The 25178-nt window shown below is 37.2% G+C and carries 26 protein-coding genes and 1 tRNA gene; 11 read left to right on the forward strand and 16 right to left on the reverse strand.

Annotated elements, in window-relative coordinates:
- Positions 1-17: 17 nt before the first annotated feature.
- Positions 18-1268 carry a mechanosensitive ion channel family protein gene (locus tag FVA72_RS09255; protein WP_094962319.1) on the reverse strand — a complete coding sequence of 417 codons (1251 nt, stop codon included), beginning with the start codon at positions 1266-1268 and terminating at the stop codon, positions 18-20.
- 347 nt (positions 1269-1615) lie between these two features.
- On the opposite strand from FVA72_RS09255, the gene FVA72_RS09260 reads away from it, so the two are divergent.
- Both FVA72_RS09260 and FVA72_RS09265 read left to right on the forward strand, forming a co-directional pair.
- A complete protein-coding gene (locus tag FVA72_RS09260; protein ID WP_165119703.1) occupies positions 1616-2140 on the forward strand; it encodes an anti-virulence regulator CigR family protein in 525 nt (174 codons plus the stop codon).
- A 452-nt stretch (positions 2141-2592) separates the two neighbouring features.
- Positions 2593-3435 (forward strand): D-amino-acid transaminase, encoded by an 843-nt coding sequence (locus FVA72_RS09265; protein ID WP_004260013.1) that lies wholly within the window; start codon positions 2593-2595, stop codon positions 3433-3435.
- A 20-nt stretch (positions 3436-3455) separates the two neighbouring features.
- Here FVA72_RS09265 and FVA72_RS09270 read toward each other — a convergent pair whose 3' ends face one another.
- From FVA72_RS09270 to FVA72_RS09285, 4 genes are all read right to left on the reverse strand, one after another.
- Positions 3456-4031, reverse strand: a complete 576-nt coding sequence (locus FVA72_RS09270; RefSeq protein ID WP_004260017.1) for a cysteine hydrolase family protein — start codon at positions 4029-4031, stop codon at positions 3456-3458.
- Positions 4032-4126: 95 nt separating this feature from the next.
- The gene (locus FVA72_RS09275) at positions 4127-5488 is read right to left on the reverse strand and encodes a sensor histidine kinase (RefSeq protein WP_110591894.1); all 1362 of its coding nucleotides are present in this window, start codon (positions 5486-5488) and stop codon (positions 4127-4129) included.
- A complete protein-coding gene (locus FVA72_RS09280) occupies positions 5478-6152 on the reverse strand; it encodes a response regulator (protein WP_004260024.1) in 675 nt (224 codons plus the stop codon). Before FVA72_RS09280 ends, FVA72_RS09275 begins: the two co-directional genes overlap by 11 nt.
- 631 nt (positions 6153-6783) lie before the next feature.
- Positions 6784-7044, reverse strand: a complete 261-nt coding sequence (locus FVA72_RS09285) for a DinI-like family protein (protein WP_004260032.1) — start codon at positions 7042-7044, stop codon at positions 6784-6786.
- Positions 7045-7266: 222 nt separating this feature from the next.
- Here FVA72_RS09285 and FVA72_RS09290 point away from each other — a divergent pair, with 222 nt between their 5' ends.
- Positions 7267-7800 carry a GNAT family N-acetyltransferase gene (locus FVA72_RS09290; RefSeq protein WP_110591893.1) on the forward strand — a complete coding sequence of 178 codons (534 nt, stop codon included), beginning with the start codon at positions 7267-7269 and terminating at the stop codon, positions 7798-7800.
- Positions 7801-7818: 18 nt separating this feature from the next.
- On the opposite strand, the gene FVA72_RS09295 is transcribed toward FVA72_RS09290, so the two are convergent.
- The gene (locus tag FVA72_RS09295) at positions 7819-8238 is read right to left on the reverse strand and encodes a GNAT family N-acetyltransferase (protein WP_004260038.1); all 420 of its coding nucleotides are present in this window, start codon (positions 8236-8238) and stop codon (positions 7819-7821) included.
- Positions 8239-8533: 295 nt separating this feature from the next.
- Here FVA72_RS09295 and FVA72_RS09300 point away from each other — a divergent pair, with 295 nt between their 5' ends.
- The gene (locus FVA72_RS09300; protein ID WP_096864892.1) at positions 8534-9265 is read left to right on the forward strand and encodes a class I SAM-dependent methyltransferase; all 732 of its coding nucleotides are present in this window, start codon (positions 8534-8536) and stop codon (positions 9263-9265) included.
- A 164-nt stretch (positions 9266-9429) separates the two neighbouring features.
- Positions 9430-9540 (forward strand): DUF4113 domain-containing protein, encoded by a 111-nt coding sequence (locus FVA72_RS09305; protein WP_110591892.1) that lies wholly within the window; start codon positions 9430-9432, stop codon positions 9538-9540.
- Between the two features lie 85 nt (positions 9541-9625).
- On the opposite strand, the gene FVA72_RS09310 is transcribed toward FVA72_RS09305, so the two are convergent.
- The 3 genes from FVA72_RS09310 to FVA72_RS09320 form a co-directional block, all read right to left on the reverse strand.
- A tRNA-Pro gene (locus FVA72_RS09310) sits at positions 9626-9702 on the reverse strand.
- A 73-nt stretch (positions 9703-9775) separates the two neighbouring features.
- The gene (gene yejM / locus FVA72_RS09315) at positions 9776-11491 is read right to left on the reverse strand and encodes an LPS biosynthesis-modulating metalloenzyme YejM (protein WP_110591854.1); all 1716 of its coding nucleotides are present in this window, start codon (positions 11489-11491) and stop codon (positions 9776-9778) included.
- A gap of 21 nt (positions 11492-11512) precedes the next feature.
- A complete protein-coding gene (locus tag FVA72_RS09320; protein WP_004911940.1) occupies positions 11513-11740 on the reverse strand; it encodes a YejL family protein in 228 nt (75 codons plus the stop codon).
- 242 nt (positions 11741-11982) lie between these two features.
- Here FVA72_RS09320 and yejK point away from each other — a divergent pair, with 242 nt between their 5' ends.
- On the forward strand, positions 11983-12984 hold the full coding sequence (gene yejK / locus FVA72_RS09325; protein WP_004260056.1) for a nucleoid-associated protein YejK: 1002 nt from the start codon (positions 11983-11985) through the stop codon (positions 12982-12984).
- Between the two features lie 97 nt (positions 12985-13081).
- On the opposite strand, the gene rplY is transcribed toward yejK, so the two are convergent.
- Both rplY and FVA72_RS09335 read right to left on the reverse strand, forming a co-directional pair.
- Entirely contained in the window at positions 13082-13363 is a 282-nt protein-coding gene (gene rplY / locus FVA72_RS09330) for a 50S ribosomal protein L25 (RefSeq protein WP_004260060.1), read from the reverse strand.
- 165 nt (positions 13364-13528) lie between these two features.
- Positions 13529-15286, reverse strand: coding sequence for a DEAD/DEAH box helicase (locus tag FVA72_RS09335; RefSeq protein WP_110591853.1), 1758 nt, complete (start codon positions 15284-15286; stop codon positions 13529-13531).
- Between the two features lie 223 nt (positions 15287-15509).
- Here FVA72_RS09335 and rsuA point away from each other — a divergent pair, with 223 nt between their 5' ends.
- The 3 genes from rsuA to FVA72_RS09350 all read left to right on the forward strand — a co-directional run bounded on the left by rsuA (position 15510) and on the right by FVA72_RS09350 (position 18390).
- Positions 15510-16217, forward strand: a complete 708-nt coding sequence (rsuA, locus tag FVA72_RS09340; protein ID WP_110591852.1) for a 16S rRNA pseudouridine(516) synthase RsuA — start codon at positions 15510-15512, stop codon at positions 16215-16217.
- 18 nt (positions 16218-16235) lie between these two features.
- The gene (locus FVA72_RS09345) at positions 16236-17447 is read left to right on the forward strand and encodes a Bcr/CflA family multidrug efflux MFS transporter (RefSeq protein ID WP_137019014.1); all 1212 of its coding nucleotides are present in this window, start codon (positions 16236-16238) and stop codon (positions 17445-17447) included.
- Between the two features lie 601 nt (positions 17448-18048).
- Positions 18049-18390 (forward strand): hypothetical protein, encoded by a 342-nt coding sequence (locus FVA72_RS09350; protein WP_004260080.1) that lies wholly within the window; start codon positions 18049-18051, stop codon positions 18388-18390.
- A 260-nt stretch (positions 18391-18650) separates the two neighbouring features.
- Here FVA72_RS09350 and mepS read toward each other — a convergent pair whose 3' ends face one another.
- A complete protein-coding gene (mepS, locus tag FVA72_RS09355) occupies positions 18651-19235 on the reverse strand; it encodes a bifunctional murein DD-endopeptidase/murein LD-carboxypeptidase (RefSeq protein WP_004253117.1) in 585 nt (194 codons plus the stop codon).
- Positions 19236-20050: 815 nt separating this feature from the next.
- Complete coding sequence (locus tag FVA72_RS09360) at positions 20051-20650, reverse strand: YrbL family protein (protein ID WP_004253120.1); 600 nt, start codon at positions 20648-20650, stop codon at positions 20051-20053.
- 336 nt (positions 20651-20986) lie between these two features.
- Here FVA72_RS09360 and FVA72_RS09365 point away from each other — a divergent pair, with 336 nt between their 5' ends.
- Positions 20987-21331: a hypothetical protein gene (locus FVA72_RS09365; RefSeq protein WP_004253122.1), complete on the forward strand. Its 345-nt coding sequence runs from the start codon at positions 20987-20989 to the stop codon at positions 21329-21331.
- 136 nt (positions 21332-21467) lie between these two features.
- Here the strand turns inward: FVA72_RS09365 and yeiP are convergent, their stop codons facing one another.
- The 3 genes from yeiP to FVA72_RS09380 all read right to left on the reverse strand — a co-directional run bounded on the left by yeiP (position 21468) and on the right by FVA72_RS09380 (position 24036).
- Positions 21468-22040: an elongation factor P-like protein YeiP gene (gene yeiP / locus FVA72_RS09370; RefSeq protein ID WP_004253124.1), complete on the reverse strand. Its 573-nt coding sequence runs from the start codon at positions 22038-22040 to the stop codon at positions 21468-21470.
- Between the two features lie 153 nt (positions 22041-22193).
- A complete protein-coding gene (gene mtr, locus FVA72_RS09375) occupies positions 22194-23438 on the reverse strand; it encodes a tryptophan permease (protein ID WP_110591849.1) in 1245 nt (414 codons plus the stop codon).
- A gap of 160 nt (positions 23439-23598) precedes the next feature.
- A complete protein-coding gene (locus tag FVA72_RS09380; RefSeq protein WP_004253127.1) occupies positions 23599-24036 on the reverse strand; it encodes a nucleotide triphosphate diphosphatase NUDT15 in 438 nt (145 codons plus the stop codon).
- A 164-nt stretch (positions 24037-24200) separates the two neighbouring features.
- Between FVA72_RS09380 and fruK the strand changes: the two genes are divergently transcribed.
- Entirely contained in the window at positions 24201-25136 is a 936-nt protein-coding gene (gene fruK, locus FVA72_RS09385; protein WP_004253135.1) for a 1-phosphofructokinase, read from the forward strand.
- Positions 25137-25178 lie beyond the last annotated feature (42 nt).

Raw genomic sequence — 25178 nt, forward strand, 5'->3', positions numbered from 1 at the left:
TAATCACTTAGTATTAATTATTTTTCTGGGGAATAGCCTATCATCCTAACATCATTTCCGGTAGGTGATTGATGTACCATCAGATTAAATTGCGGAAGGATGGAAAAGATATGGTCAAAAATGTCTGACTGTATTCTTTCATACTCCACCCATACGGTTGTATTCGTAAACGCATATATTTCGATTGGGATACCATTTGAGTCAGATTCTAGCTGTCTGACCATAATCGTCATATTTTTGTGAATATTAGGGTGTGATTTTAAATAAGCTTCAATGTAAGCCCGGAAAGTCCCTATATTTGTCAGACGACGTTGATTTAAAGGGATTGCTTTATCATCAGGTAGGCTAGAATTAAAGACTTGAATCTCAGATATTTTTTGCTCGATATAGGGCTCAAGTAAATTTGCTTTAATACAGTACGCTATTTCTTCAGATGTTAAAAAATGCACACTGCTAGCATCTAAGCGGACACTACGCTTAATTCGGCGCCCACCAGACTCTGTCATTCCTTTCCAGTTTTTGAATGAATCAGAAATAAGTGCATAGGTAGGAATAGTGGTTACTGTGTTGTCCCAATTACGGACTTTTACCGTAGTTAAACCAATATCAACCACAGCGCCATCAGCACCGTATTTAGGCATTTCTAACCAATCGCCAATGTTAACCATGTTGTTGGCTGAAAGTTGTATCCCAGCAACTAACCCCATAATAGGGTCTTTGAACACTAGCATCATAACAGCGGTCATTGCACCAAGACCGCTGAGAATAATCAGAGGCGATTTGCCTATTAATAGCGCAATAATCATGATGCCAATTAGAATTGTGGCAATCAGTTTAAGACTTTGAAATATTCCTCTAAGAGGTAAATGCGCGGTTTTGGCAGCACGTTGGAGTACACCAAGTATAATATCAAGAACGGAGTAAAGGGTTAGTAAGCCAAATAATAGGCACCAAGCCTGTGAGCCGACCTTTAGAACGGCTTGTGCAGTCGAGCCTGAATGTAACCATAGCGTAGCTTGGATATTGACAACAACACCTTGTATAACAAATGCAAAGCGATTAAAAAGATTATGTTGAGTTATTAAATGAATCCAAGTTCCTGCACTTTTTTGCCCGCGCTTTTCGAGTTGAGGAAGTAATATTTTATGCAGAATTAAGTGTAATACGCAGGCGACGATTAGAATTAAACCGAGCACCATAAGTAAAGAGGCGAGGTTAGCGTAATCTTGGTTGAACTGACGTACCCAGTCTAGCAGTTGCTGCTGCATGGTTTCTCCTTCTTGAGGGTGTTAGGAACAATGGTTTATAAAAATATTCGGTTTATAAAATTATTCGATAGTTTAAAGACCTTATCATATTCACAATGAAAATTCATGGCGAACAATATTAAACTCCGTCTTAATTCTTATTGTTAGTTCTAAGTATTGTGCAGTATATGAATGCAATATTAATGACAATAAAGTCATTATAAAGGAGCGGGTTCGTTAATTTGATTAGTTATGTAACATTTACATAACATTACATGTGATAAGGATTTTCTGATTGCGAGTCTTCATAACTAAGCATAATGTTCTACAAACTTCCTAATGTTATATTAACTTTGCAGGAATTTATTATGAGCGTATTTAAAAAGCCGACTTATTCTGTTCTTTTGCAGTATATCTTATTACCCGTTATTGCCTGCACTCCATTTCTCGCTAATTCATCTCCTAATGGCAATCAAGGCCAAGGGAATGGTAAAGGAAATCAACAAATTCATGGAAACAAAGGAAATCAGAATAAAGATAAATCGAATAAAGGGGATGGTAATCAACAGCTAAAATATGCCAAAGCAAGCGAATATTACGATAAGAAACGAGGTTCTAATATTAGTTTTAATGTGAGTTTTGGTAATGTAAGGCCTTTGGCCATTGAATATGGTTTGACGGGTTATCAAGGGTTGCCGCCAGGCATTGCAAAGCAAGTTGGTCGGGGTAAACCACTTCCTCCAGGTATTGCCAAAAAAGCGTTACCTTCAGCTTTTTTAGCTCAATTACCCGTTTATGTTGGGTATGAATGGAAAATCAGTGGCCAAGATCTTGTCTTGGTTGCGATAGGAACAGCGATAGTCGCAGAAATTATTGAAAATGTTTTCGAATAAAAAAAACGACCTTGATTTCAAGGTCGTTGTGCAAAATAAATGCAATTAACGCTAATGATTAGGTAACTAAAAGGTCTGATTGACTAAAAAATGATTAACTCGCTTACATAAAACGTTTAGACAGTAATTCAACAACTTCTTGCACACTGCTGATAAATTCTTTGATGCTGTTCATCGATAACTCCAAATTAAAATGTGATCCAGATCACGTGAGAGCATTTTAGCCATTAACATGTTAATGTCAAGTTAATATTAAAAATAATTTTAAATATTAAATTATTTTTTAAAGGAATGTCTGGCACTTGTTTTTGACTGCAAGTTGTTACCACAAGACATGCAAAAATCCATAAATGGGCACAAAAAGTGTGAAGAATTGAAAGGTAATTTTTATAATATGGTGTATGGTTAATCAGAGGTTAGGTAATGATTTGATTGATAAAGGAATATAACTCATGATTGCTTATGTGAACGGCCAGTTTTTACCTGAAGAAGACGCATCAGTATCTGTTTTTGACCGTGGGTTTCTATTTGCGGATGCAGTATATGAAGTGACAGCAATAATTAACGGTAAGCTCGTTGACTTTGATCGTCATATGGCTCGTTTACAGCGTTCTTGTGCTGAATTACAGCTATCACTACCTTATGATTTAGCAGAATTAAAACAAATTCATCTTCAATTAGTTCAGAAAAATAATATCGAAGAAGGGCTTGTATATCTTCAGTTGACCCGTGGTAATGCACACCAACGTAGTTTTTTATATCCGGATAAACAGACGAAGCCAACATTAGTCTTATTTGCACAAAAGACACAGATTGTTGAAAATGAAAAATCAAAATATGGAATAAAAGTTGTCACTGTAGATGATATTCGTTGGCAGCGTTGTGATATTAAAACAGTTGCTTTATTAGCAGCTTCGATGGCAAAAGAATACGCTAAACAGCAAGGTGCAGACGACGCTATATTTGTTAAAAACGGCTATATTACTGAAGGAAGTTCCAGTAATTGTTTTATTATTAATCAACAAAACCAAATACAAACACGGGGGTTAAATAATGAAATATTGTCAGGTATTACTCGCCAAGCGATATTACAACTTGCTAGAGAACAACAAATAGACATTGTTGAAAAGCCATTTAGTATTGATGAAATGTTAGAAGCCAAGGAAGTCTTTATTACCTCGGCGACAACATTAGTTTGGCCAGTTATTATGGCGAATAACCAATTCATTGGGGAAGGTAAGCCGGGGAAACTAGCTATCCGGCTACGAGAGATATACTTGCAAAAATTAAAATAATCACATGAGATATCTAAATGTTATTTTAATTGCATAAATTCTTTAACTGAAGAAATGGTTACCATGCCATCCAATGCCTGAATACTTTGCTGGTGGAGTTCTGGCGTTGGAGCGGCACATAAATCCTCAAGTACTGTAACAAAATACCCTAAATCATGAGCCTGTCTAGCCGTGCTTTGAATGGCCTTTACGGTACTAACTCCGCCAATAAACAACTCGGTAATATCATTATCGGTAAGCCATTTATGGAAATGATTTCCTGCAAATGCAGAAACCCCTTTTTTAATCATTACTGGGTCACGAAATGCCACTTCAAGGTCATGAGCCCAATGACACCCAGTGCCACTTAATTTTAAGGCTCCAAGTTTTTTAGCTTGCTGAAACATAGGGGAGCCAGCAGGAACATCGTGATAATTGTCTGAAAACCCAACCTTAACCCAAATCACGGGAATATGATGGTTTCTTGCATATTGTGCCGCTTGATTAGCTTTTTCAACGATTTTTCGCGAGCAAGTTTGCTGGTAACTTGAATTAGATAAGCCATTTTTACCAATTATCTCTTCAATGAGATCAATAATTACTAATGCCTTGGACATTATTGCCTCTTTTAGGTGTAAGTATATTAACGTATAACGGCGTATACTATCTGGAAAAAAGCGTGAATGCTGTTAACTCAATAACATTATTCGATTTAGGGTAAGTCAATAATAAAACCAATACCTTGATTGTCTAATCCATCAGTAACTCTAATTACAGCACCGATTTTATGGGCTAAATTCTGGGCAATTGATAAACCTAAACCGCTTCCGGTTTCCATTGTTCCAGGTACTCGATAAAAGCGAGAAAATATAAGCTGGCGATTGTCTTCTGGAATTCCACGGCCGTTATCTTGAACAGAAATAGTCCCACCAAATGGGGTTAGGTCTTTTAAAATGACCTTGATTTTCCCTTTTTCAGGGCAATATTTAATCGCATTTTCAAGCAGATTAGTAAAAATATTACTTAATGCGAGTTTATCTGTGAGGATATAAAAAGATTTTGGGCTTTGGAGTTCGACATCAATATCTTTGTTAATGGCGTAAGGTATGTGTGAAGATATTAAATGGCTGATTAATGCAGGCAGGTCAACTTGTTCTTTATTTAGCAAGAAATCTTCAGTTTCTAAACGAGCTAAGTCAATTAATTGATGTGATAGAGAGGCCGCACGATTTAAAGTTTCTTGCATATCATTAATAATTTCGCCTTTTTCTTTTGGATTATCAATTTGCATTAACAAATGCAATTGAGCAATAACAGCCGCAATCGGCGTCCGTAATTCATGTGCGGCGTCTGCCATGAAGCGCTTTTCACGTTGATTCGCAGCATCAACACGAGACATAAGGTTATTTATTGCAGCAATAATAGGCCGAATTTCTTTATATTGCTCTTTTGTTTCTATAGGAGTTAAATTACCCGGCTGACGGCTGGAAATGAGTTTTGCTGATTGTCTTAAAGGCCGCAAACTAAAATAAGCGGTAATTAAAATTGCTAGCAACATAATACCTAAAATGAAAGCGAGGGGGATGGCTGTCCCTTCGGCTGGATTACCTAATAAGGATTTACGATCACTATAAGATTCAGCAATGACAACCTCAAAGGTTTTTTGATCATTCCATGCAGAAGTAAAGTGCCAGTCTTTATGTAATGCCGCGAGCTCAGAAACGGATTTAAGGGAGGGAACATGTAATTTGTCACTGTTCCGGTAATAGACATTCCCTTGTTTATCTCTGACAACCATAAAAGGCCGATAACTAATATTATCGCCACTTTCCATTGCGCTAGAATAAAGTTCTTGTAGGTTATCGGCTATTTTATTGAAATATTCAGGTTTATCAGCAACCACATCAAGTGTTTTAGCAAACCCTTGAGTGACGATATTCTGTTGTGCATTTAACTCATCATGAATTGATGGCCAATAAAAAAACTGGAGCCAGCCAACTAATAATAACCAAAGAAAAATAACAGAACTGATTTGTAGCCCGAATGTATAAATAAAAAATGATTTAACTTTCACTTAGTGGCACTTCTTTTTTTAATAGATAACCAATGCCACGGATAGTAATTATACGGTCTTTACCTATCTTTCGGCGTAAATTATGAATATGAACCTCTAAAGAGTTACTTTCTACATCATCCAATCCGAATAGACGCTGCTCTAAATCCGTTTTTCTGACAACATTATCTGCATTTTTTATTAATTCATAGAGTAATAGGTATTCTTTCCCGGATAGCAGTAGCAATTGCTCATTAAGGGTTACTTGATGATTAAGTGGATTTAATTGCAGGTTACCCAATTGCCATATTTCAGATGAAAACCCAGCCATACGGCGACTAACGGCTTTCACTCGGGAAATAAGTTCAGGCATAGCAAATGGTTTTGTTAAAAAGTCATCAGCACCTGAATCTAAACTAGAAACTAAGTTATCCATTTGGTTTCTTGCCGTGAGAATGATTATTGGAATAGTTTCGCCCATATTACGCCAAGCTATGAGCTCGTCATGACCATCGCCATCAGGTAAGCCCAAATCTAAGAGCATTAGGTCAAAATTGCGAGATGCGAGTTGTAACTTTGCATCAGCAAGTAGCCTTACCCAACAAGGATTAAAACCTGCAAGCTCCAGCCCACGACATAGTGCTTTTCCCAATTGAAGATCATCTTCGACTAATAGGATATTCATATTATCACCTCTACTAGCCAGTATAAGCAGGCAGTGAGCGTCAGACAATATGAACAGTTCAAGTTTGAAGCGTATTTAAGCATATCTTAAGGTTGGTTTAACGCATCTTTAAGGTACAAAAAAATAGACTGTTTATTATCGTTTTATCATTCAAGCAATAAGAGCATTGATAATGAAACACGCATTTTATGAGGTGCCATTGTTTATAGTCGCAATCGCGCTTGCTTTAATCTTTATTGGAAAAGATTTTAATAATACGTCCACAGTTAGTTTATCACCCCTAAAACTAAATGAAATTTCTACTTGTGCAAATATTACTAACTGTATTTCGCAGGTTAGAACAACTAATGAAGAGAATGAAAAGTTGAATCCAGTGAAACAAATTAAAACCTTTCTTAGGCATAAAATCTATTAATTAAAAATGAGTAAAATTTAGATATAAGAAATTTAAAACAACTAGCTGCTTTAATAATCAGTGTGTTACCTTGCAGTTGTTCTCTGGCTGATGAAAGTACTTTTGTTGTTTGGAGGGGGGGAGTCAATATTGCGCCAGTTTATGAAGGTGTAAAAAGCCTCACGTATTAGTAAAAAAGGAATGTCATTGGGTAAAACATTCCTTTTAAGTATTTGGTTAATCCTCTGTTGTTTCTTCTGGGACCCAACCATCATCCATCCATATTTCTTCCAGTATTTCTTCAATACGAGTTTTATCCTCCGCTATTTTTGTTCCTGAAATATTAACGCGTTGTTGTGAGCTAAACCCAACCCGAGTTACCATATCAGGATATTGGTTCTGAAGTTTGCGTAAAATCTCAGTTTCAAGAGCTTGTAAAACCACTGAACTGGGTTTTTGCGGAGCGTTTTTATCAAATAATACTTCGATACGTAACATGATAGCCTCTAGTAAAGACTGTATTAATATACAGTATTTTTAGAACTATTAGACAAAAAAGTCAATATAGAGCTGCAAATATTTTTATCAGTAAATTAAGTGAAAAAATAATATCAATATAAAACAAAAAGTTAATCTTATGAGCGCTTGATAAAATAATTGTCAGAAAATTAAAAATAGGTATTCTATAAAATATATTTGATGAAGGTGAGTTTCGATTAAATGTTACATGCTTTAAGAATTAAAAGTGAAGATAGCCAAGCGATAGCAATGATTAACCAGTTATATGACACCACTTTTCCGTTATATGAACAAAGAAGCTATCAGGGAAGAAAGGCAATATTGAATCATGGCGATTATTATTTGCTCAATTTCAAAGAAAATGACATTTTCATTGGCTTTATTGGTTGTTGGAAAATCGAAGGTTATTATTATATTGAACATTTTGCCATTTCCCCCGTATTAAGAGGGCAAGGTTATGGGCAAAAGGTACTAAAACAGTTTTGTCATGATGTAGGCAAAGTGATTCTAGAAATAGACCCTATTATTGATGAAATCAGCCAAAAACGTTGGTCTTTTTATCAGCATTGTGGTTTTCAACAAAATGAATACGTCCATGCTCATCCAAGTTATTACCCAGAAAATAAGCCGCATGAGCTTAGGGTGCTAAGTTATCCAGAAGAGATTGCTCAAGAAACGTATCAGCAATTTAATCACATCTTACAAACGGTTGTGATGGATAAAACGCTATTATAGTTCTTCATATCGATGGGGTTAATCAGGTATATAGCAATAGATAAGTTCGGGATCATTATCATCTAAATTTTCAATGTAGCCACTAGGAACAAAGCCAGCTTTTATTAAAAGCTGTTGAGTGGCTGTATTTGATTGATTTGTAGAAGTAAAAATCTTTTGGGGTTTACTCTGCATTTTTAGTTTATTAATTAAAATGAGGCCAAGGCCTTGTCGACGATGGTTTTTATTTACCATTAATAGCTCTATAAAGGCATGGGAATAGAAATGATAATGTAGAACGCCATAAGCCAATATTTCGTTGTTGGATTCCAGTACATAACATATTCCTTGCTCGCTCCATTGGGTAATGTCTTTATAGCGTTCTGCGGTCGCAATGGTATCTATGGAAAATATAGCATTTATATCAATTGGTGTTGCTACTCTAAAGTTAGTTTTCATTATTAATCAGTTATTTGTCAATGCTAAATGTATTAATTCAAAAATATTACAGTATAGGATGGTTTAAATAAAAGGTTAATATGAAAACTTAAAATAAGTTCATTACAATTATTGTTTTTTTAACCTATTGAATTAAAACAATTTTAATCTTATGGGCAGTTAACTAAAAATCTACCATAAAGCTCGCTCTTTGTTATCATTGAGTCGTTGTTAATCTATACAGTGGTAATTCTTATCAAATTTAAGAAATATAGAATATGATTAGCCTAATTTTCTTATTATTGGGGAATAAACCATGTCTCAAAATATTTATGATGACCCTGATTTTTTTGCAGGCTATGCAACATTGCCTCGCTCAGTCGAAGGGCTAAGTGGTGCACCAGAGTGGGATGCAATACAACGGTTATTACCAGATTTAAATGGGAAATCTATTATAGATTTAGGTTGTGGTTATGGCTGGTTTTGTCGGTGGGCAAGTGCTCAAGGGGCAACACAGGTAACAGGCGTTGACCTCTCAGAAAAAATGTTAACAAAGGCGATTTCAATGACAGATGATTCCGCTATAACATACTTACGTGCTGATTTGGAAAAGTTGAGCTTACCTACTGAACAGTATGATTTGATCTATAGTTCGCTGGCTCTACATTATGTGGTCGATATTTATTCTCTATTAACTAAGTTATATCAAGCTCTAAATCAAGGTGGGAGGGTGATTTTTTCTGCAGAACATCCAATATACACCGCACCACTTATTCAAGAATGGTGTATAGATAAGTATGGTAATAAAGCCTGGCCGGTTAATCAGTACCAGCAAGAAGGCAATAGAATTAGCCATTGGTTTGCTGATGGTGTCGTGAAGCAACACAGAAAATTATCCACTTGGATTAACTTATTAATTTCTGCTGGGTTTGAAATAATTGAACTGGACGAGTGGGGGCCGTCGTGCGAGCAAATTATAGAAAATCCAACATTAGATGAGGAAAAAGAGAGACCAATGATATTTATTATTAGTGCTCAAAAGCCATAATTAAAACCTTATGTTTTGGTAAAATTTAATACAGATCACAAGGCGATTTATTATGGTTCAATGAATCGTTAAAGACTGTTGTTGGCATAATGCACACAATGGCTTATGACTAGTTACTATGAGAAATATAGTCATGGGTAGTAATTGACAGGTATGTGTAATGATTGTTTGTTAGTAAGAGTAGTAATAGCGGATATAAAGTGAAAAGAGAAATATTGTCACCTGCCTACACGACAAATTTTGATGAATTAGCAGTGGTTAAAGTTAGAAAATAAGTTGGATTTTTACCCGACTTTTGCCCACCTAAAATTTCATGCATAAAAAAACCAACCGTAACAGGTTGGTTTCTCTATAATAGATTGGTCGGCATGATAGGATTTGAACCTACGACCCCCGACACCCCATGACGGTGCGCTACCAAGCTGCGCTACATGCCGAACTTTGATTAATACTACTCAATTTGCTTCTAAAAGCAATAGACTTATGATGCGACTGGTTGATATTTAAGCACTAATTTTCATTAAAACGCTTTAATTCAGTAAAGATTTTCAACAACTCAGCCAAATCAGGCTTTTCATTTCGCTCTATGGCACCTTGTTTATCATAGATATTAAACTGGCCATTTTGATCCATGTAGAGAGTGGCATTATCTGTGGTAATGACAACATCGTCGTTGTCACCCGTGATCACCCATGGGTAAGTACGTTTAACACTAAATAAATCTTCACCTTGGCTGTAATCATCAGGTGGATTACTGACATGTAATAAACGCTGCATCAGTGTTGTCATCACATCTTGATGGCTTGTTAGCTTATCTATCTGCTGTGCAGGTGTGTTTGGCCAATAAATAAACAGTGGTACCTGCATATTATCACGGTTGAAGCGTTTACCATCTAACCATTCGTTTTCTGCTTTTCCTTGGTTATTGTAATTTGCCGTCACAATAACAATGGTATTTTGCAAGCGATTATCACGCTGTAATGCGGCCATTACGCGATTGATTTGTTCATTCGTTTTTGCACTTCCAGGTGTTCCTTTAATATTCAGGAAAGAGAACCAAGGCGAGCCGTTCTTAAGGTTATCTAGCCAGTTATTCCACTGTGTAACGGTTAAGTTGTCATTATCTGCAGTTTTTGCAGGTAATGAGTAATCAGCTAAAATAGCTTGTCTGAATAATGGAGAATTAAAGCCATCTGTTGAGAATAAACCAAACTGATACCCTTGATGTTGTAAGGCTTCAATTAGCGCTGATGGATGGCGGCCATTGAGAATATTATCGAAATAAGTCGATGAAATACCATAGAATAGGCCAAATAGCGCAGTATCGTTACGTAGCCCAGCTGTGTAGTGATTCGTAAACTGCGTACTGATTTCTTTAAATTCGTTTAACGCCCCCATAGAATCTTGTTGAGATTTATTCCCTAGATCATCAATGACCAACAATAATAAGTTGTAATCAGCGCCTTGGTCATAATAACTTAAAGGTTTCAATGGGTAGTTTAACTTAAGTGCCGTTGGGCTACCTTGTTGGAATACACGATTTTGATGTTCGGTTAAGTCTAATAGGCCATACCTATCAAGTAGCTTGCGAGCTGTCATGGGTTGCGACAATGGATAATTGTAGCGTTGCATGGTGATAGGGCGATAAAAATTAGCGTCGGCCCATGCATACATCAGATGTGACATAATAAAAGTCACAATAAAAATAGCCGCCAGAGGTTTGCCGAATGTTTGGCGGTTTAAACTACGTAGTTTTTGCCAACTCCAAGTCGCAAATAACATTTCAACAAGAAAGATAATGGGAATACTGATAAACATCAGTTGCCACTCACGAGCCATTTCCCCCTTAGTTGGGTTGATGACCAAGTCCCAAACTTGCGGTGTTAAATGCAAACCGAATTGACTAAAAACACGGATATCAAAGATTAATAGTGTTATTCCTGCCGTTGCAAGGGCAACACAAAGTAGCCTCAGCAACCGCTGAGACATAACAATAAAGGTCAGTGGAAAAATAATTAGCAAGTAAGTCGCAAAGACCACAAAACTAAAGTGACCTAACCAACTGACGAAAGCATAAATTCGGCCAGTTAAGGTATCTGGCCAATCAAAAATAAACAGATAGCTGCTACTTAACACAAGGCTAAGCAGTATATTGAATAGTGCAAACCAGTGCCCCCAACCAATCATGTTAGAGACTTTGTCACGGTAGCGCAGGTGGGTGACCATACTGTTTATTTCATTAATCAATTAGTGTGATTGATCTTCTTTAACAGAAGAAAGTAATGCATTTGCGAATGATTCTGCAATCATTTTACGTTGCGCAGGCGCAACCGACGTATTCAGCAGATTCGTTACCATATTACCTAACACCATGAGGGAAAGGTCAACAGGGGTGTGATTTTTTTCTAACACACTCACGAGGTCAGAAAGTAAACCTTCAACTTTTTCATCACTATAGCGAGATGATTGTGGCATAAATTGAGACATCCTAAATTAATGAAAGCTACATATCATAGCGTATCACAGTTGGTTTTTCTTCTTTCTTCGCAACAAATTTTTGTTTAAATGGGAATAATGTTAATTCAGATTCATAAAGTGCGTATTAGTTCAGCGTAATCAGGCTAAAAATAGAACAAATGATGGTTTCTGTTGCAGATGAATAATATCAATGTTTGAATACGCGCAACATTATTTTCGTTATAACGAAGGAGCCAACAATGAGTCTGGAAATTAACCAGATAGCTTTACACCAGCTAATTAAAAGAGATGAGCAGACACTAGAGGTGATGTTGCGGGATTCTTTATTGACAGCAGATGGTGTCGTACAAGACATGATGGCAGAATTGCACCGCGTCTATAGTGCTAAAAGTAAAGCATTTGGTGAATTTAACGAAGAAAGTGAACTTGCTGATGCGTTAAAGTTATTGCGTAAGGGCGAAGAAGAATTTTTAGGTTTCAGCCGTGCGATGACGGTTCGCTTGAAAGATGAATTAGCCAAATATCCTTTTGCGGAAGGGGGCGTGGTTCTCTTTTGTCAATACCGTTACCTCGCGGTCGAATACTTATTAATTGCGGTGCTCAATAGTTGTGACAGCATGTTTGTCACAGAATCATTGGACTTAGGCACGACACATTATTTAGATATTCCTCATGCAGATATTGTCGCACGTATTGATTTAACCGAATGGGAGACCAATCCTGAGTCAAAACGCTATTTAACTTTCTTAAAAGGTAGAGTAGGGCGGAAAGTTTCTGATTTCTTTATGGATTTTCTGGCTGCATCTGAAGGGTTAAACGCAAAAGTTCAGAATAAAGGCTTGGTTCAGGCACTTGATGATTTTTGTGACAATGCACAAATGGACAAAAATACGCGCCAAGCTTATCGCCAGCAAGTACATAGTTATTGCACAGAACAATTACAGTCTGGAGAGGAAATTGAGCTGCAGGCGTTGGCAAAAGAGCTGCCAATGGTTGAAGAACAAAGCTTTGACGATTTCGCTCGCCAAAATGATTATCAACTCGAAGAAAGTTTCCCTGCCGATAGAGGAACGTTAAAGCAATTAACGAAGTTTTCGGGGAGTGGTGGCGGGATCACGATTAGCTTTGATGCGATGCTCATGGGGGAGCGTATCTTTTGGGACCCTGTCACTGATACGTTAACCATTCGTGGTACACCACCTAATTTGCGTGATCAATTACAACGCCGTGGTACTAAATAGGTTGTGGTGTTGAAGAGGTAGAAATAAATAACGCCGCAATTGCGGCGTTATTTACTCGGCGTCCCGAAAATTTCTAAAGCTCGGCTGTGGGCTTTAATTAAGCGCGCAGGAAGTCAATGTGCGTCACTTTTGGCTTAAATGGGTGACGTTGAACAGCCTGAACTTTTACTTTTGTTTCTTTACCATCGATAACCAGATTCAGAACTTCGTAAAATTCTGCTTTGCTTTCTTGGTTGATGATTTCATCGTGGTTAAGAGTTACAGAGATAGCTTCTTGGTTGCCACCGTAAACGATAGCTGGAAGCTGGTTATCTCTGCGCAGGCGGCGGCTCGCACCCTTACCCTGCTCTTTACGTTCAATTGCATTGATAGTTAACATTACTATTTCTCTATAAAAAGAAAATATAAATTCCTGCTACAGGCGACCCAGCAGCAGGTTCGAGATTTGGCCTAGGATAATCTATTCATAGAACAAGATATCGGAAGGCGGGCGGCATTTTAACGAAAAATCGGCCATCCAGCAATCATTATGATCATTTTCGCGTTATGACAGGGGAGCAGCAACGCGAAAACGCCCTTGATAATCGAAGATTTTCTCTCGAATTTCCCAAAAGCGTTCTTTTTTGCGCGCGACAATAAATTGGGGATATCGTAATAAAGATTGTTGCACTAATATATCATTTGCATTATTCCACTTAAACGGAACACCTGGGGCACGCTGATGCTCACGTAAAAAACGATATTCGAACACGCGTTTTTGTGCGGGTGTGGCTAGGCGAAAACGTTCTGAAACACAGGTTCCATCTTCATCATAATAATTGATTTTAATCCATTCACCTTTGTTATCACTCCCTGTAATGAATTGCATACCACCACAACGAATAATTAACGCATCTTTGAGTTTTAAGGCGGCTTTTAGCATATCGTCAGGGTCGGTAAGCACTTCTTGGCATTTTTGACAGCGACGAGCCGCTATATCATTTTCTGCACCACAGTGTGGACATTGTTTAAAGCGAAAACGAAATTCACATTGTTTTTTCTGCTTATTTTCATCTTCTTCCCAGCCTTGGCAGCGCCGGCCGTAATGTTCAATAATTTGCCCATCAGAGGTACATTTTCCCCAAAAAATATTCGCAAATTGGCATAATGGGCAAAAAACTTGCACAGGCACACTGGTTGAATTTGGTTGACTTGACCCCACTTCAGGCCGAAATAAATCGTGTGGATTACCTGCGTAATCTAAGATTAAACAGCGTGTTTTTCCCTCATAAAGGCGTAATCCTCGGCCAACAATTTGTTGGTATAAGCTCACTGACTCTGTTGGGCGCAAAATAGCAATCACATCGACATGAGGTGCATCAAACCCTGTTGTTAATACTGAAACGTTAACGAGATAATGTAATTCTTTATTTTTAAATTGTTTAATAATTGCTTGCCTATCAATTGCTGGGGTTTCAGCCGTCACTAATGCCGCACTATTCTTCGGTAGATAACTCAGAATTTCGTTGGCATGTTCGACCGTCGCAGCAAAGATCATGCAGCCTTGTAACGGTGCTGCATATTCAATAACTTGCTCAATAATTTTAGGCGTAATGCGTTGTTGTTTTTTTAATGACAAATTAAGTTCTTGTTCGTTAAAAATACCCGATGATGTCAGTGAAACTTGGCTAAAATCATATTGTAAAACAGGCATATCTAAGCGTTCAGGTGGAACTAAGAATTTGTTTTTAATCATATAGTGTAGAGGTAGTTCATAAATACACTCTCGAAAAAAACAATTTTCATCACCACGTACCATGCCATGGTAATGGTATTGGTAAATCCAGCCACTGTTGAGGCGGTAAGGGGTGGCTGTTAATCCTAAAATACGTAATGAAGGGTTATTAGCTTGTAAAACTTGAATAATTTGTTGGTATTGGCTCTTATCATTCAAACTTATACGGTGACACTCATCAATAATTACTAGGGAAAAATGTGCGTCAAATGCCTTAAGATTGCGAGCAACAGATTGCACACTACCGAAAACCACTTTGCTTTGAGATTCTTTGCGGTTCAGGCCAGCGGCAAATATATCGGCTTGTAGGCCATATGCGAGGTACTTAGCATGGTTCTGCTCAACTAATTCTTTCACATGGGCTAATACCAACACTCGCCCGCGAGCAAGCCGAGCCAATTCGGCAATCACTAAGCTTTTACCTGCTCCTGTTGGTAAGACAATCACGGCAGGGGCAGTCTGCTTGCGGAAATAATCAACCGTCGCATTGACAGCTTCTTGTTGGTAAGGGCGTAATACAAAAGGCATATTATTCAGTATTATGTAATTAAATCAGGTGAATGACGTTAAATTTAATTTAAAACGATGACTCTGTCTAAAGATGTAAGTTGCTGCGGTGAAACTATCACTTCACAGGGGTTATTGTTATAATGAATTATGTGATAGCAATCACAACAACCTTTCACTCTATATTCTGACAGTTGAGCGTTATTGTACGCTTCGCTGGCATTCCATCAAGTTAAGAGAATCTATGCGACTGGATAAATTTTTGTCCCAGCAATTAGGGATAAGCCGAAGTTTGGTAGCGCGAGAATTGCGCGCAGGGCTCGTAACGGTTGATGATGAAATCGTTAAGTCAGGGGCCTTTCAAGTTACGATTGATCATGAAGTCGCTTATGATGGTAATGTCCTCGTGCAAGTTACTGGGCCGCGTTATTTTATGTTACATAAGCCACAAGGCTATATTTGCTCAACAGATGACCCAACACATCCAACAATTCTTTTTTTTATTGATGAGCCTCTCGCACAAAAACTGCATTCAGCAGGGCGTTTAGATATCGATACAACGGGGCTTGTCTTATTAACTGATGATGGTCAGTGGTCACATCGCATTACTTCACCGAAGCATCATTGTGAAAAAACATACCGAGTTCAATTGAGTGACGATATCGCCAATGATGTTGCCGAGCAGTTTACTCAGGGCGTTATGCTTAACGGGGAAAAACACCTAACTAAACCAGCAAAACTGGAAATTATCAGCCCTAGAGATGTCAGGTTGACGATTAGTGAAGGGCGTTATCATCAAGTGAAACGCATGTTTGCTGCGGTGGGGAACCATGTTTGTGGGTTACACCGTGAACGCGTTGGTGAAATTTGGCTCGATGAGACTCTTGAGCCCGGAGAATACCGTCCACTGACGGAAGAAGAGATCAACAGTATTAACGTACCACGTAAATAAATAGCAGGAGTTTAAAGAGTGCAACAGCAGCGTTCATCCTATTTGGGGCTGATACTAATTCTAGGTTTATTATCGATGTTAATGCCGTTGGCCATCGACATGTACCTGCCAAGCTTTCCGACGATGATGCATTATTTTAATGTAGATGAAGGGCGCATTCAAATGACGCTCAATAGCTACATTTTTGGTTTTGCTATAGGGCAATTATTTTATGGGCCGATGGCAGATAGCATTGGTCGTAAACCTGTTATCTTGGGTGGAGTCGTTGTTTTTGCAATTGCTTCAGCGGCTTGTGCTATCACTGAATCGATTGACTCACTGATTTGGTTGCGTTTTTTACATGGTTTTGCCGCGGCAGCTGCAAGTGTTGTGATTAATGCACTTATGCGGGATATGTTTACCCGTGATGAATTCTCAAGAAGTATGTCTTTTGTTGTCTTAGTGATGACAATCGCACCGTTATTAGCCCCTATTTTAGGGGGAGAGCTAATGCGCTGGTTCTCATGGCATGCAATTTTTTGGAGCATCGCTATTGCTGCGGTTATCGCTGTTATTTTAGTGAGCTGTTTTGTGCGGGAAACACTCCCCGTTGCCAAAAGGCAAAAATTTCATGTTGGAACAACATTAAGGCAATTTGCGACTTTATTTAGAGCAAAACAAGTATTGTTCTATATATTAGCGAGCTCATTTTCCTTTGCAGGGATGTTTTCGTTCTTAAATGCAGGCGCTTTTGTGTATATCGATTTAAATGGGGTATCTCCACAGAATTTCGGCTACTATTTTGGTATCAATATCATCTTCCTGTTTATTATGACGACTATTAATAGCCGTTATGTAAGGCATTTCGGCGCGGAGAAAATGCTTTACTTTGGTATTATTATCCAATTTGTGATGGGCGTGTGGTTGCTTGTTACAACGGCATTTGCATTAGATTTTTGGACATTGGTTATCGGTGTTGCAGTCTATGTTAGTGGAATAGCGATGATCACTTCTAACGCAATGGCAGTGATCTTGGATAATTATCCACATATTGCAGGAACCGTTTCTTCATTGGCAGGAACAATAAGGTTTTCAATTGGCGCACTCGTTGGAACTTTGTTATCACTAATACCTGCTCAGAGCGCATGGCCAATGGTCGGCTCTATGGTTGCTTGCGTGGCGCTCTCGATGTTATTTGTTTTACTAGCCAAAAAACAAAATAAATCATATGTTTTCAAGTTTCATGGATGAAACTGAGAACACTCAATTCTCTTCTTCATTATTTATAACGGACTAATCAAAGTTTGTTCTAGTTACTTTCCCATATAATTCATTTATCTATTAGAGATAAAAGTGATTGCTCGATAAAGCCGAGTGATAACGCAGTGGTATTAATAATCTTTGGTGAAAAATGATCTAAATCAATTATCATTACAGCTGAATTTGTTAAATTTATGTTTTGTGATTTGATATGCATTGCAACATTATTCATTAATAAAAATTTGGATTTACTTCAAAAATAAACTGTTTTTTACTATTTTCTTTTCAAAAATGTAAAAAAAAGTTAAGTGTTTTATGCAAGATGTTAGGATGTAGCGATCAAAATTAGTTTATATTTTAATATATTTGCTATTAAAATGAATATGCAATGATTTATGTCACAAAAATTTAACGACATTTTGTTTTTTTAATGTTATATTTAAGATTCGGTATTTAACATTCATGTTACTTTTTGGATAACTTTAAGTTCGGTTTGAACGATGAATGAGTGGCTTAAGCCCATGTTAGGTCAAGTAAGAAATTAAATATCAATACTTGGCAAAATACTAGAATGTATCAATAGGATATCTTTGTGGAAAAATTAGGTCTTTCGGTGGTGCACAGGCTACCGCAAAGCTACCGCTGGTTATCAGGCAAAATAGGTACGGATGTTGAAGTTGTACCTATGAATGATGCCGATAGCGATAAGCTTGTGGGGCTGAAATTACTTAGCCATGACTGTGCGACAGATTGTATTGCAATGCAACAATTGTCTGAATCATTATCAGATATGCAGATTGCCAACGCGATCTTGGAGTGGCAAAAAGAAATTTGCCTATTTATTCATGCTAATGATGAGTTGGCAGCTATGTGCCGTTTAAAAGCCTCTGGCGTTGCTATTGCAGAACTTTCTTCTGGTTTTTATAGTGCTTAGTTTTGAGTATATTTAATATTTTATTAGTTGTTATAGTGGCTTGATTATTTATTATTATTTTAGTTACAGGTTTTATTCGGTTACGTGTTTAAAGCTTGTTTTTGAATGAGTATTATCGCGAGGTGGGCTTGGTGTTTTAGTTGTTTTTTATCTAAAAATCAAATAGCTATCACTAAGTTTAGTCAAAAAATTCCCAATAAAAAAGCTTCCATCAAATGGAAGCTTTTTTATTGGGAAGGGATATAGGATATTATAAAAACTTATGAGCCATTAATAATGCGCCTGCTGGCATAATATCTTTTGCTCCAGTATGAGTTAGTCATTTCAGAAACGATAACACCACTACTGGTTGATGCATGGACAAATTTTTGGTCACCAATATAGATGCCAACATGCTTCATAGTACGGCCTGTTTTAAATAAAACAATATCACCGACTTTTAGATTATTACGTTTTACGCTTTTGCCGGAGGATTCTTGTTCAGAGGTCGTACGAGGGAGTTCAACACCAAATTGTTCAAGAAATGTTCTCTGTACGAAACTTGAGCAATCAACACCTTTCTTTGTTGTGCCGCCAAGACGATAAGCTACGCCTTTCCAGCTTGCGTATTGATCCATTATTTTAGATTTAGTATCAACACTTTGTACTAACTCTTCGAATTCATCTTGAGATGCCATCGTCAACGAGTCACCCGCAGAACCATTTAGCATACGAGTATCTGATTTAGCAGTATATTGTGTGTTTTTAGCTGACTTTGGGTTGGTACATGCTGTGAGCGTTACGGCGATTGCAATTGCCGGAACAATGCGCCAAGCATAGCGCTTAAGTTTTTCAGAGGTTAGCATTCTTATATATATCCCTTACCATTTTTCTTTTTAGTACTTTATTGTGTAAAAAGACACAAAAAAACTAAACTTATCCCTGTGAAAAACGCATTATAGATGGCAAAACTGTGTTTTTCGCAGAAAGTGTTTATCGTAGTACCACTAAACTTCGAATGTACTAGTCATATTTAATGACTTATTGAGTATAGGAGATAAGTCAATATTTACTAAATTTACTAAGACATTCTTTACATTTTTTTGTTTAGAAGATTCAGCATCGTAGTAGTACCAAATCAAACCTTTAAGAGCATACATAAACAAAAGCAAAATGGCGAGTTAATAGGGGTGAAATTTACAAAACATTAGATAAAAGTGCCTATTTGCCATTGGTTTATGTGACAATTGTCTACAATGAAGGATATTACTTATAAAGATGGTATTTTTAACTAGTAAAATATGAACTAAATCACACTTTTCTATGTGTTATTTCAGTGAATTTGCATAATTAAGGACTTTTCAAACTAGAAGTGTAAAGAAGTTTAAGTTTTTATTTAGAGGGAGTGTGTTTGTACTCAAATAAACAGTTTAATTTTTGTTAAGAAAGTCCATTAGAATAAAAAACACTCAGAAAATAATTTAAAAAATAAAGGTACTGTATGTATATCAGTATTTTCTGGTTGTATTTATTAGTAATTCTCCACAATATTAATATCGACTAGTGAGTAGCATTCTACCATAACCATTCATAACCAATGTATTGTTAGAGCAACTCTAATAATACGTCAATATAACTAGATATTTAATGGTGACAGCAAAATAGGGGGCGAGGAATGTGACTATATCTTAAGATTATAGTCACGATAAAGTCGTTGTTCGAAATCAGCAAACCGGCGATTTAGGGTGGAACGAGCAATTCTAGTTGAGAAATAATCAATGGGGATTAGGTTAGATGAGCCAAGGTTATCTATAATAATAAATTGACCATAAGGTTTATAGCCTAGTTGATAAACGATGTTATAAGTTTTGAGCGCCATCGTGGTAATAGCCTCTTTGTATATGTTCTTTTTAAATTGCTCATAAGCAATTTTCATATTTTTTTTATGTTTTAAAAAAACTTGTTTATTTTTAAGATAATAATCTAAGGTATTTGAAACATTCCCTGTCTTATCTTTGATTAATTGGAACACATATCCTAGCCCCCGATCAGTTTGCTGGGTGCCATAGTAATGAGAAATCGTTTTTACGGTAAGATTCCTTTTATACAAGCGTTTATAATAGCGAACCTCTCTTAATGTTTCTTTATCATCTCGCCCACTTAAATGAACTTTTACACATAGGTGATTATACTCAGGATGCTGATAACAAGCACGTTGCCTGCCTGATGCGATCAAGTTTTCAGAAGGTAATAAAATTTTTTTATCTAAGTTCATATTCATGATAATAAACACTTTTTTTAACAAATTTAAGGTGTTTGATATATAGATATACCTAAAATGGCATAGCGACGATTTTTATAAATTAATTGACCAATGCTAATAGATTATATTTATAAAGTGTTGCATTTTGTGTGGTTAATTAAGTGTGAGTCAAGTCATATATTTTGTTTTGATAAATAATAAAACAAAAAATAAAAAACTACGGCTATAAATGAAATTATTAATATCCCTTTGGAATTAGTATGTCGTCCTCAGGCAATTCAGCCAAATAAATACTTTAACTGTAAATAAATTACAGGAAGTGACGATAACATAATTTTAAACGGGAATTTCGTTATGAATAGCTCAGTAAAAAAAATGGTAATGGCTTTTTTAGCAGTAACAGCATTGAACTCAAGCTTTTCAGTATTTGCATCTGAAAACAGTGAGGTAAAACGCAGCAATACAGGCGTTATTCGATTTACTGGAGCTATTGTAGCAGCGCCTTGTATTGTCGAAGCCAATGCGAATAAAGTAGAAACCAAATGCTGGAATGATAGTGGTAAATTGGAAACCGCATCTGCAGATATTCGTAAACTAAAGAATCAAGAAATGTTGCTTCCGAATCAAAAAGGTACTCAACAATTCAACTGGATTAATAAAGATAAAACCCTAGGTATTTACACAATAAAATACGATTAATTTTGAGACGAACACAAATTGAATATAGCAAACTAAGATGAGAAGGTATGCAATGTTTAATTTTAATGACATATGCCTATGAACAATAAATTCATAGGCATATAAAGGCTTATTTCTTTCAAATCAAAAGCAGAAATTAATCACAACGGCCCATATAACGACGCTCAGCGATATGAATACGAATTTTTTCACCGGTTGTTAAATATTCAGGAACTTGAACTGTTAACCCTGTAGCCATCGTTGCAGGCTTAGTTCGTGCGCTAGCCGAAGCCCCTTTAATTGCTGGGGTTGTCTCAATAATGACCATATCAACCGTTTGCGGTAACTCTAAAGCAAGAACTTGCCCATCCATTGTTAACACTTGCATTCCTGGTAACCCTTCTTCAGGAATGAAAAGTAATTCTTCTTCAATATCGGCTTTTTTGAAAAGGTAGGGAGTATAGTCTTCATTGTCCATAAAGACATATTCATCACCATCAATATAAGAAAAGCTCACTCCACGACGGGTTAGGGAAATTGTTTCTAAAATATCATCGCCTTTGAAACGCTCTTCAACTTTCTGGCCCGTTTTGATATCAGTAAAGCGCATTTTATATAATGTACTCGCTCCACGAGCACTAGGTGCTTGAATATCAATGTCTTTTACAAGTAATAATTTGCCATTGTAGTTAATTGCTAAACCACGTTTGATTTCGTTGGCCTTGGCCATAAATAACCTTCTTTAGGGTTGTCAAAAAGAGTGCGACAAAATTACTCGCAGATAAAGAATTAGGCAAGATGCTGAAGTCAATTTTCAGTGAAAAATTTTTAGGTGACATATCAGTGTGGATATAACCAGAGGGCGATATCCACACTGAAAGGGTTAATAAATAGGTAGTAAGCCAGATAGTGACAATAAATGAGCAACCGCATTAATTAATCCAAAGAGGATCACAAAGCCAATAATAAAGCTCCCACCTGGTGCTTTGTAGCTGTTGTTAGGGTAACGTTTACGACTTGCTTTCGCCATCAGCGCAGGGACAATGACTGCCCAAATAGTAGCTGCCAACCCTGCAAAACCAATCGCATAAATAAACCCATTAGGAAAAATCAGTGCGAGTATTGTTGGTGGTAAAAAAGTGACTAAGACAGATTTAAGGCGCCCAAATTTGTTATCTGCAAATTTGAAAAAATCAGCAATAAAATCAAATAACCCTAAAGACACACCTAAGAAAGAACTCGCTAGAGCCATATAAGAAAACAGGTTCAAAAATTGAGATATAAAGCTGCTCTGGGTAGAAATATTCATTTGAGCCAGTAATGCATCAATATTGTTGCCATTTTCTCTGATTTCAATAAATGACGTTCTTGGAATATTTCCTTGGATCGCATACTGCCACAAAATATAGATAACAACGGTAATGGTAGCCCCATAAACTAGGCTCTTAACAACACTACGGCTATCTTTATTATAATATTTAACTAATCCAGGAACATTACCGTGATAACCAAATGAGGTTAATAAATAGGGTAATGCGGCTAAGGCATAAGGAAGATATTGGCTTTCACCATGCTCAGTTTGGTTGAATAGGATAGCTGGTGATGCGGTTGAAATCATTCCACCGATTGACATAATAAAGGTGATGACCATCCCGCCAATTAAAATGGTACTTAACCTATCGACAGCACGAGTAGAAAGCCACACAAAAAAAGCCACAATAAATGCAAAAATAAAGCCTGCACCCGCTTGTGGTATTTGTATTTTTTCTGACAAATTCGCGGTGATGATAGAGCTTCCTGCAGAAATATAGGCGTAAGTAAGAATATAAAGCACAAAAGTAACGGATAAACTGTTAATAGAATTCCATGTCGTGCCTAATAAGTCTTTGACCATAGTATGGAAACTGGCGCCAGCTGGGTAATTCATATTGGCTTCTAAAATCATTAACCCAGAAAGTAACATGCAAATAAAGGTATAAATTAACAGTATGACAGAGCCTGTGAACCATACGCCGGAGGTCACCATAGGAATTGAAAACATACCCGCACCCACCGCAGTACCGGCAATGATCATCGCACCTCCTAATATAGAAGGATTTTTTTGTTGTGTTGTTCCATCAATAGCCATGGTGGCTCCTAAATATATCGTTTCACTGTACTAGCCAAATGATACGGTAAGAGTGCAGTATTGTAAATATCGTAAATAGAATAAAATAGGGAAAAATGAGTAATTAGAAAGGGATGGATGATAAACGTACAAAAAGAGGATGTTGTACGTTTACACTTGATTAGGCTTTGTGGTGATAGAAACGTTGTGTAAGCCAGAGGTCAACAGCATTGCGGCTAGCTTCAAAATGAGGCTCTGGGAGCTTATCAGGTGAAACCCACATTAAGTTTTCACATTTATCTGCTTCCATAATTTGAGGTTCAACCTCACCGTTATATTCAACATGCATACAAATAGAAACGGTATGTTTACCTTCTTGTTGATAAGTCTGTAAATTATTGCTGATACCAAAAACAGTTGGAGCTTGGATATCAATACCAATTTCTTCTTTTATTTCGCGAATGGCACAATCTTCAAAGGACTCACCAGGGTCCACATGTCCCCCGAAAATGGACCAATAGGGCGCATGTTTACTACTGCGTTTGCCCATCAAAATTTGCCCCTGTTTATTAGTGATTAGAACACCAACACCAGCGACGACGTGAGTATGCTGAGACATATATTCTCCTTATTATTTTATTTTTCAGCGCGCTGATCCTGACATAATCTTGTAGAAAAACAAGCAGGAAAAAGTACAAATATCACTGAAAACAATATGCTTTAATGTTATAACTATAATTAAATTTAAAGACACGATAATCATGATAAGGGAGATTAGTGGTTATGACTCGCCGGGTTGCTACAATTACATTAAATCCTGCTTACGACCTTGTGGGCTTATGCTCTACTATCGAAGTTGGTGAAGTCAATTTAGTCAAAACCGCTAGCCTCAACGCGGGTGGTAAAGGTGTCAATGTCGCAAAAGTGCTCCGTGACTTAGGTATTGATATCACTGTTAGTGGTTTTATGGGAAAGGATAACCAAGAAGAGTTTCAACATTTTTTCAGTGAAAATGGCATGGCGAACCGTTTTAGTATGGTGCCAGGGCGTACACGGATTAACGTGAAACTCACGGAAAATAATGGGGAGTCAACGGATTTTAACTTTTCAGGCTTTGAGGTCAGTAAAGAAGATTGGAACCGTTTCTCTACCGAATCACTTAATTGGTTAGGCCATTTCGATATGGTCGTTGTCAGCGGAAGTTTACCAAGTGGTATTGACCCAGAAGAATTCACTCGTTGGATGACTCGCCTTCGCCAATTATGCCCATGTATTATTTTCGATAGTAGCCGAGAAGCCTTAAAGGCAGGTTTGAAAGCGTCACCATGGCTAGTAAAACCTAATCGTCATGAATTAGAAAGTTGGGTTGGCCGAAAACTGCCAGATTTACAAGATGTTGTAGCCGCAGCGCATGAGTTAAGAGACAAAGGAATTTCTCATGTTGTTATTTCATTAGGAGAAGAAGGGGCTCTGTGGGTTAATGCTTCGGGTTCTTGGCTGGCGAAACCGCCACATTGTGAAGTGATAAGCACGGTTGGGGCTGGTGACTCGATGGTAGCAGGGCTAGCTTATGGGTTACTCAATGGTGAGTCCAGCGAGCATACGTTACGTATGGCGACCGCAATTTCTGCACTATCCGTTTCTCAGCCAGATGTCGGTTTAAAAAATAGAAACAAATTAGCGGATATGATGGCAAAAATTGAAATGAAATCGTTATAGTTAATGAATTTCAAACAACCCCCACATGATAATGCGGGGGTT

Source organism: Providencia sp. PROV061, from assembly GCF_011045655.1.
In the GTDB taxonomy this organism is placed as follows: Bacteria; Pseudomonadota; Gammaproteobacteria; order Enterobacterales; family Enterobacteriaceae; genus Providencia; species Providencia hangzhouensis.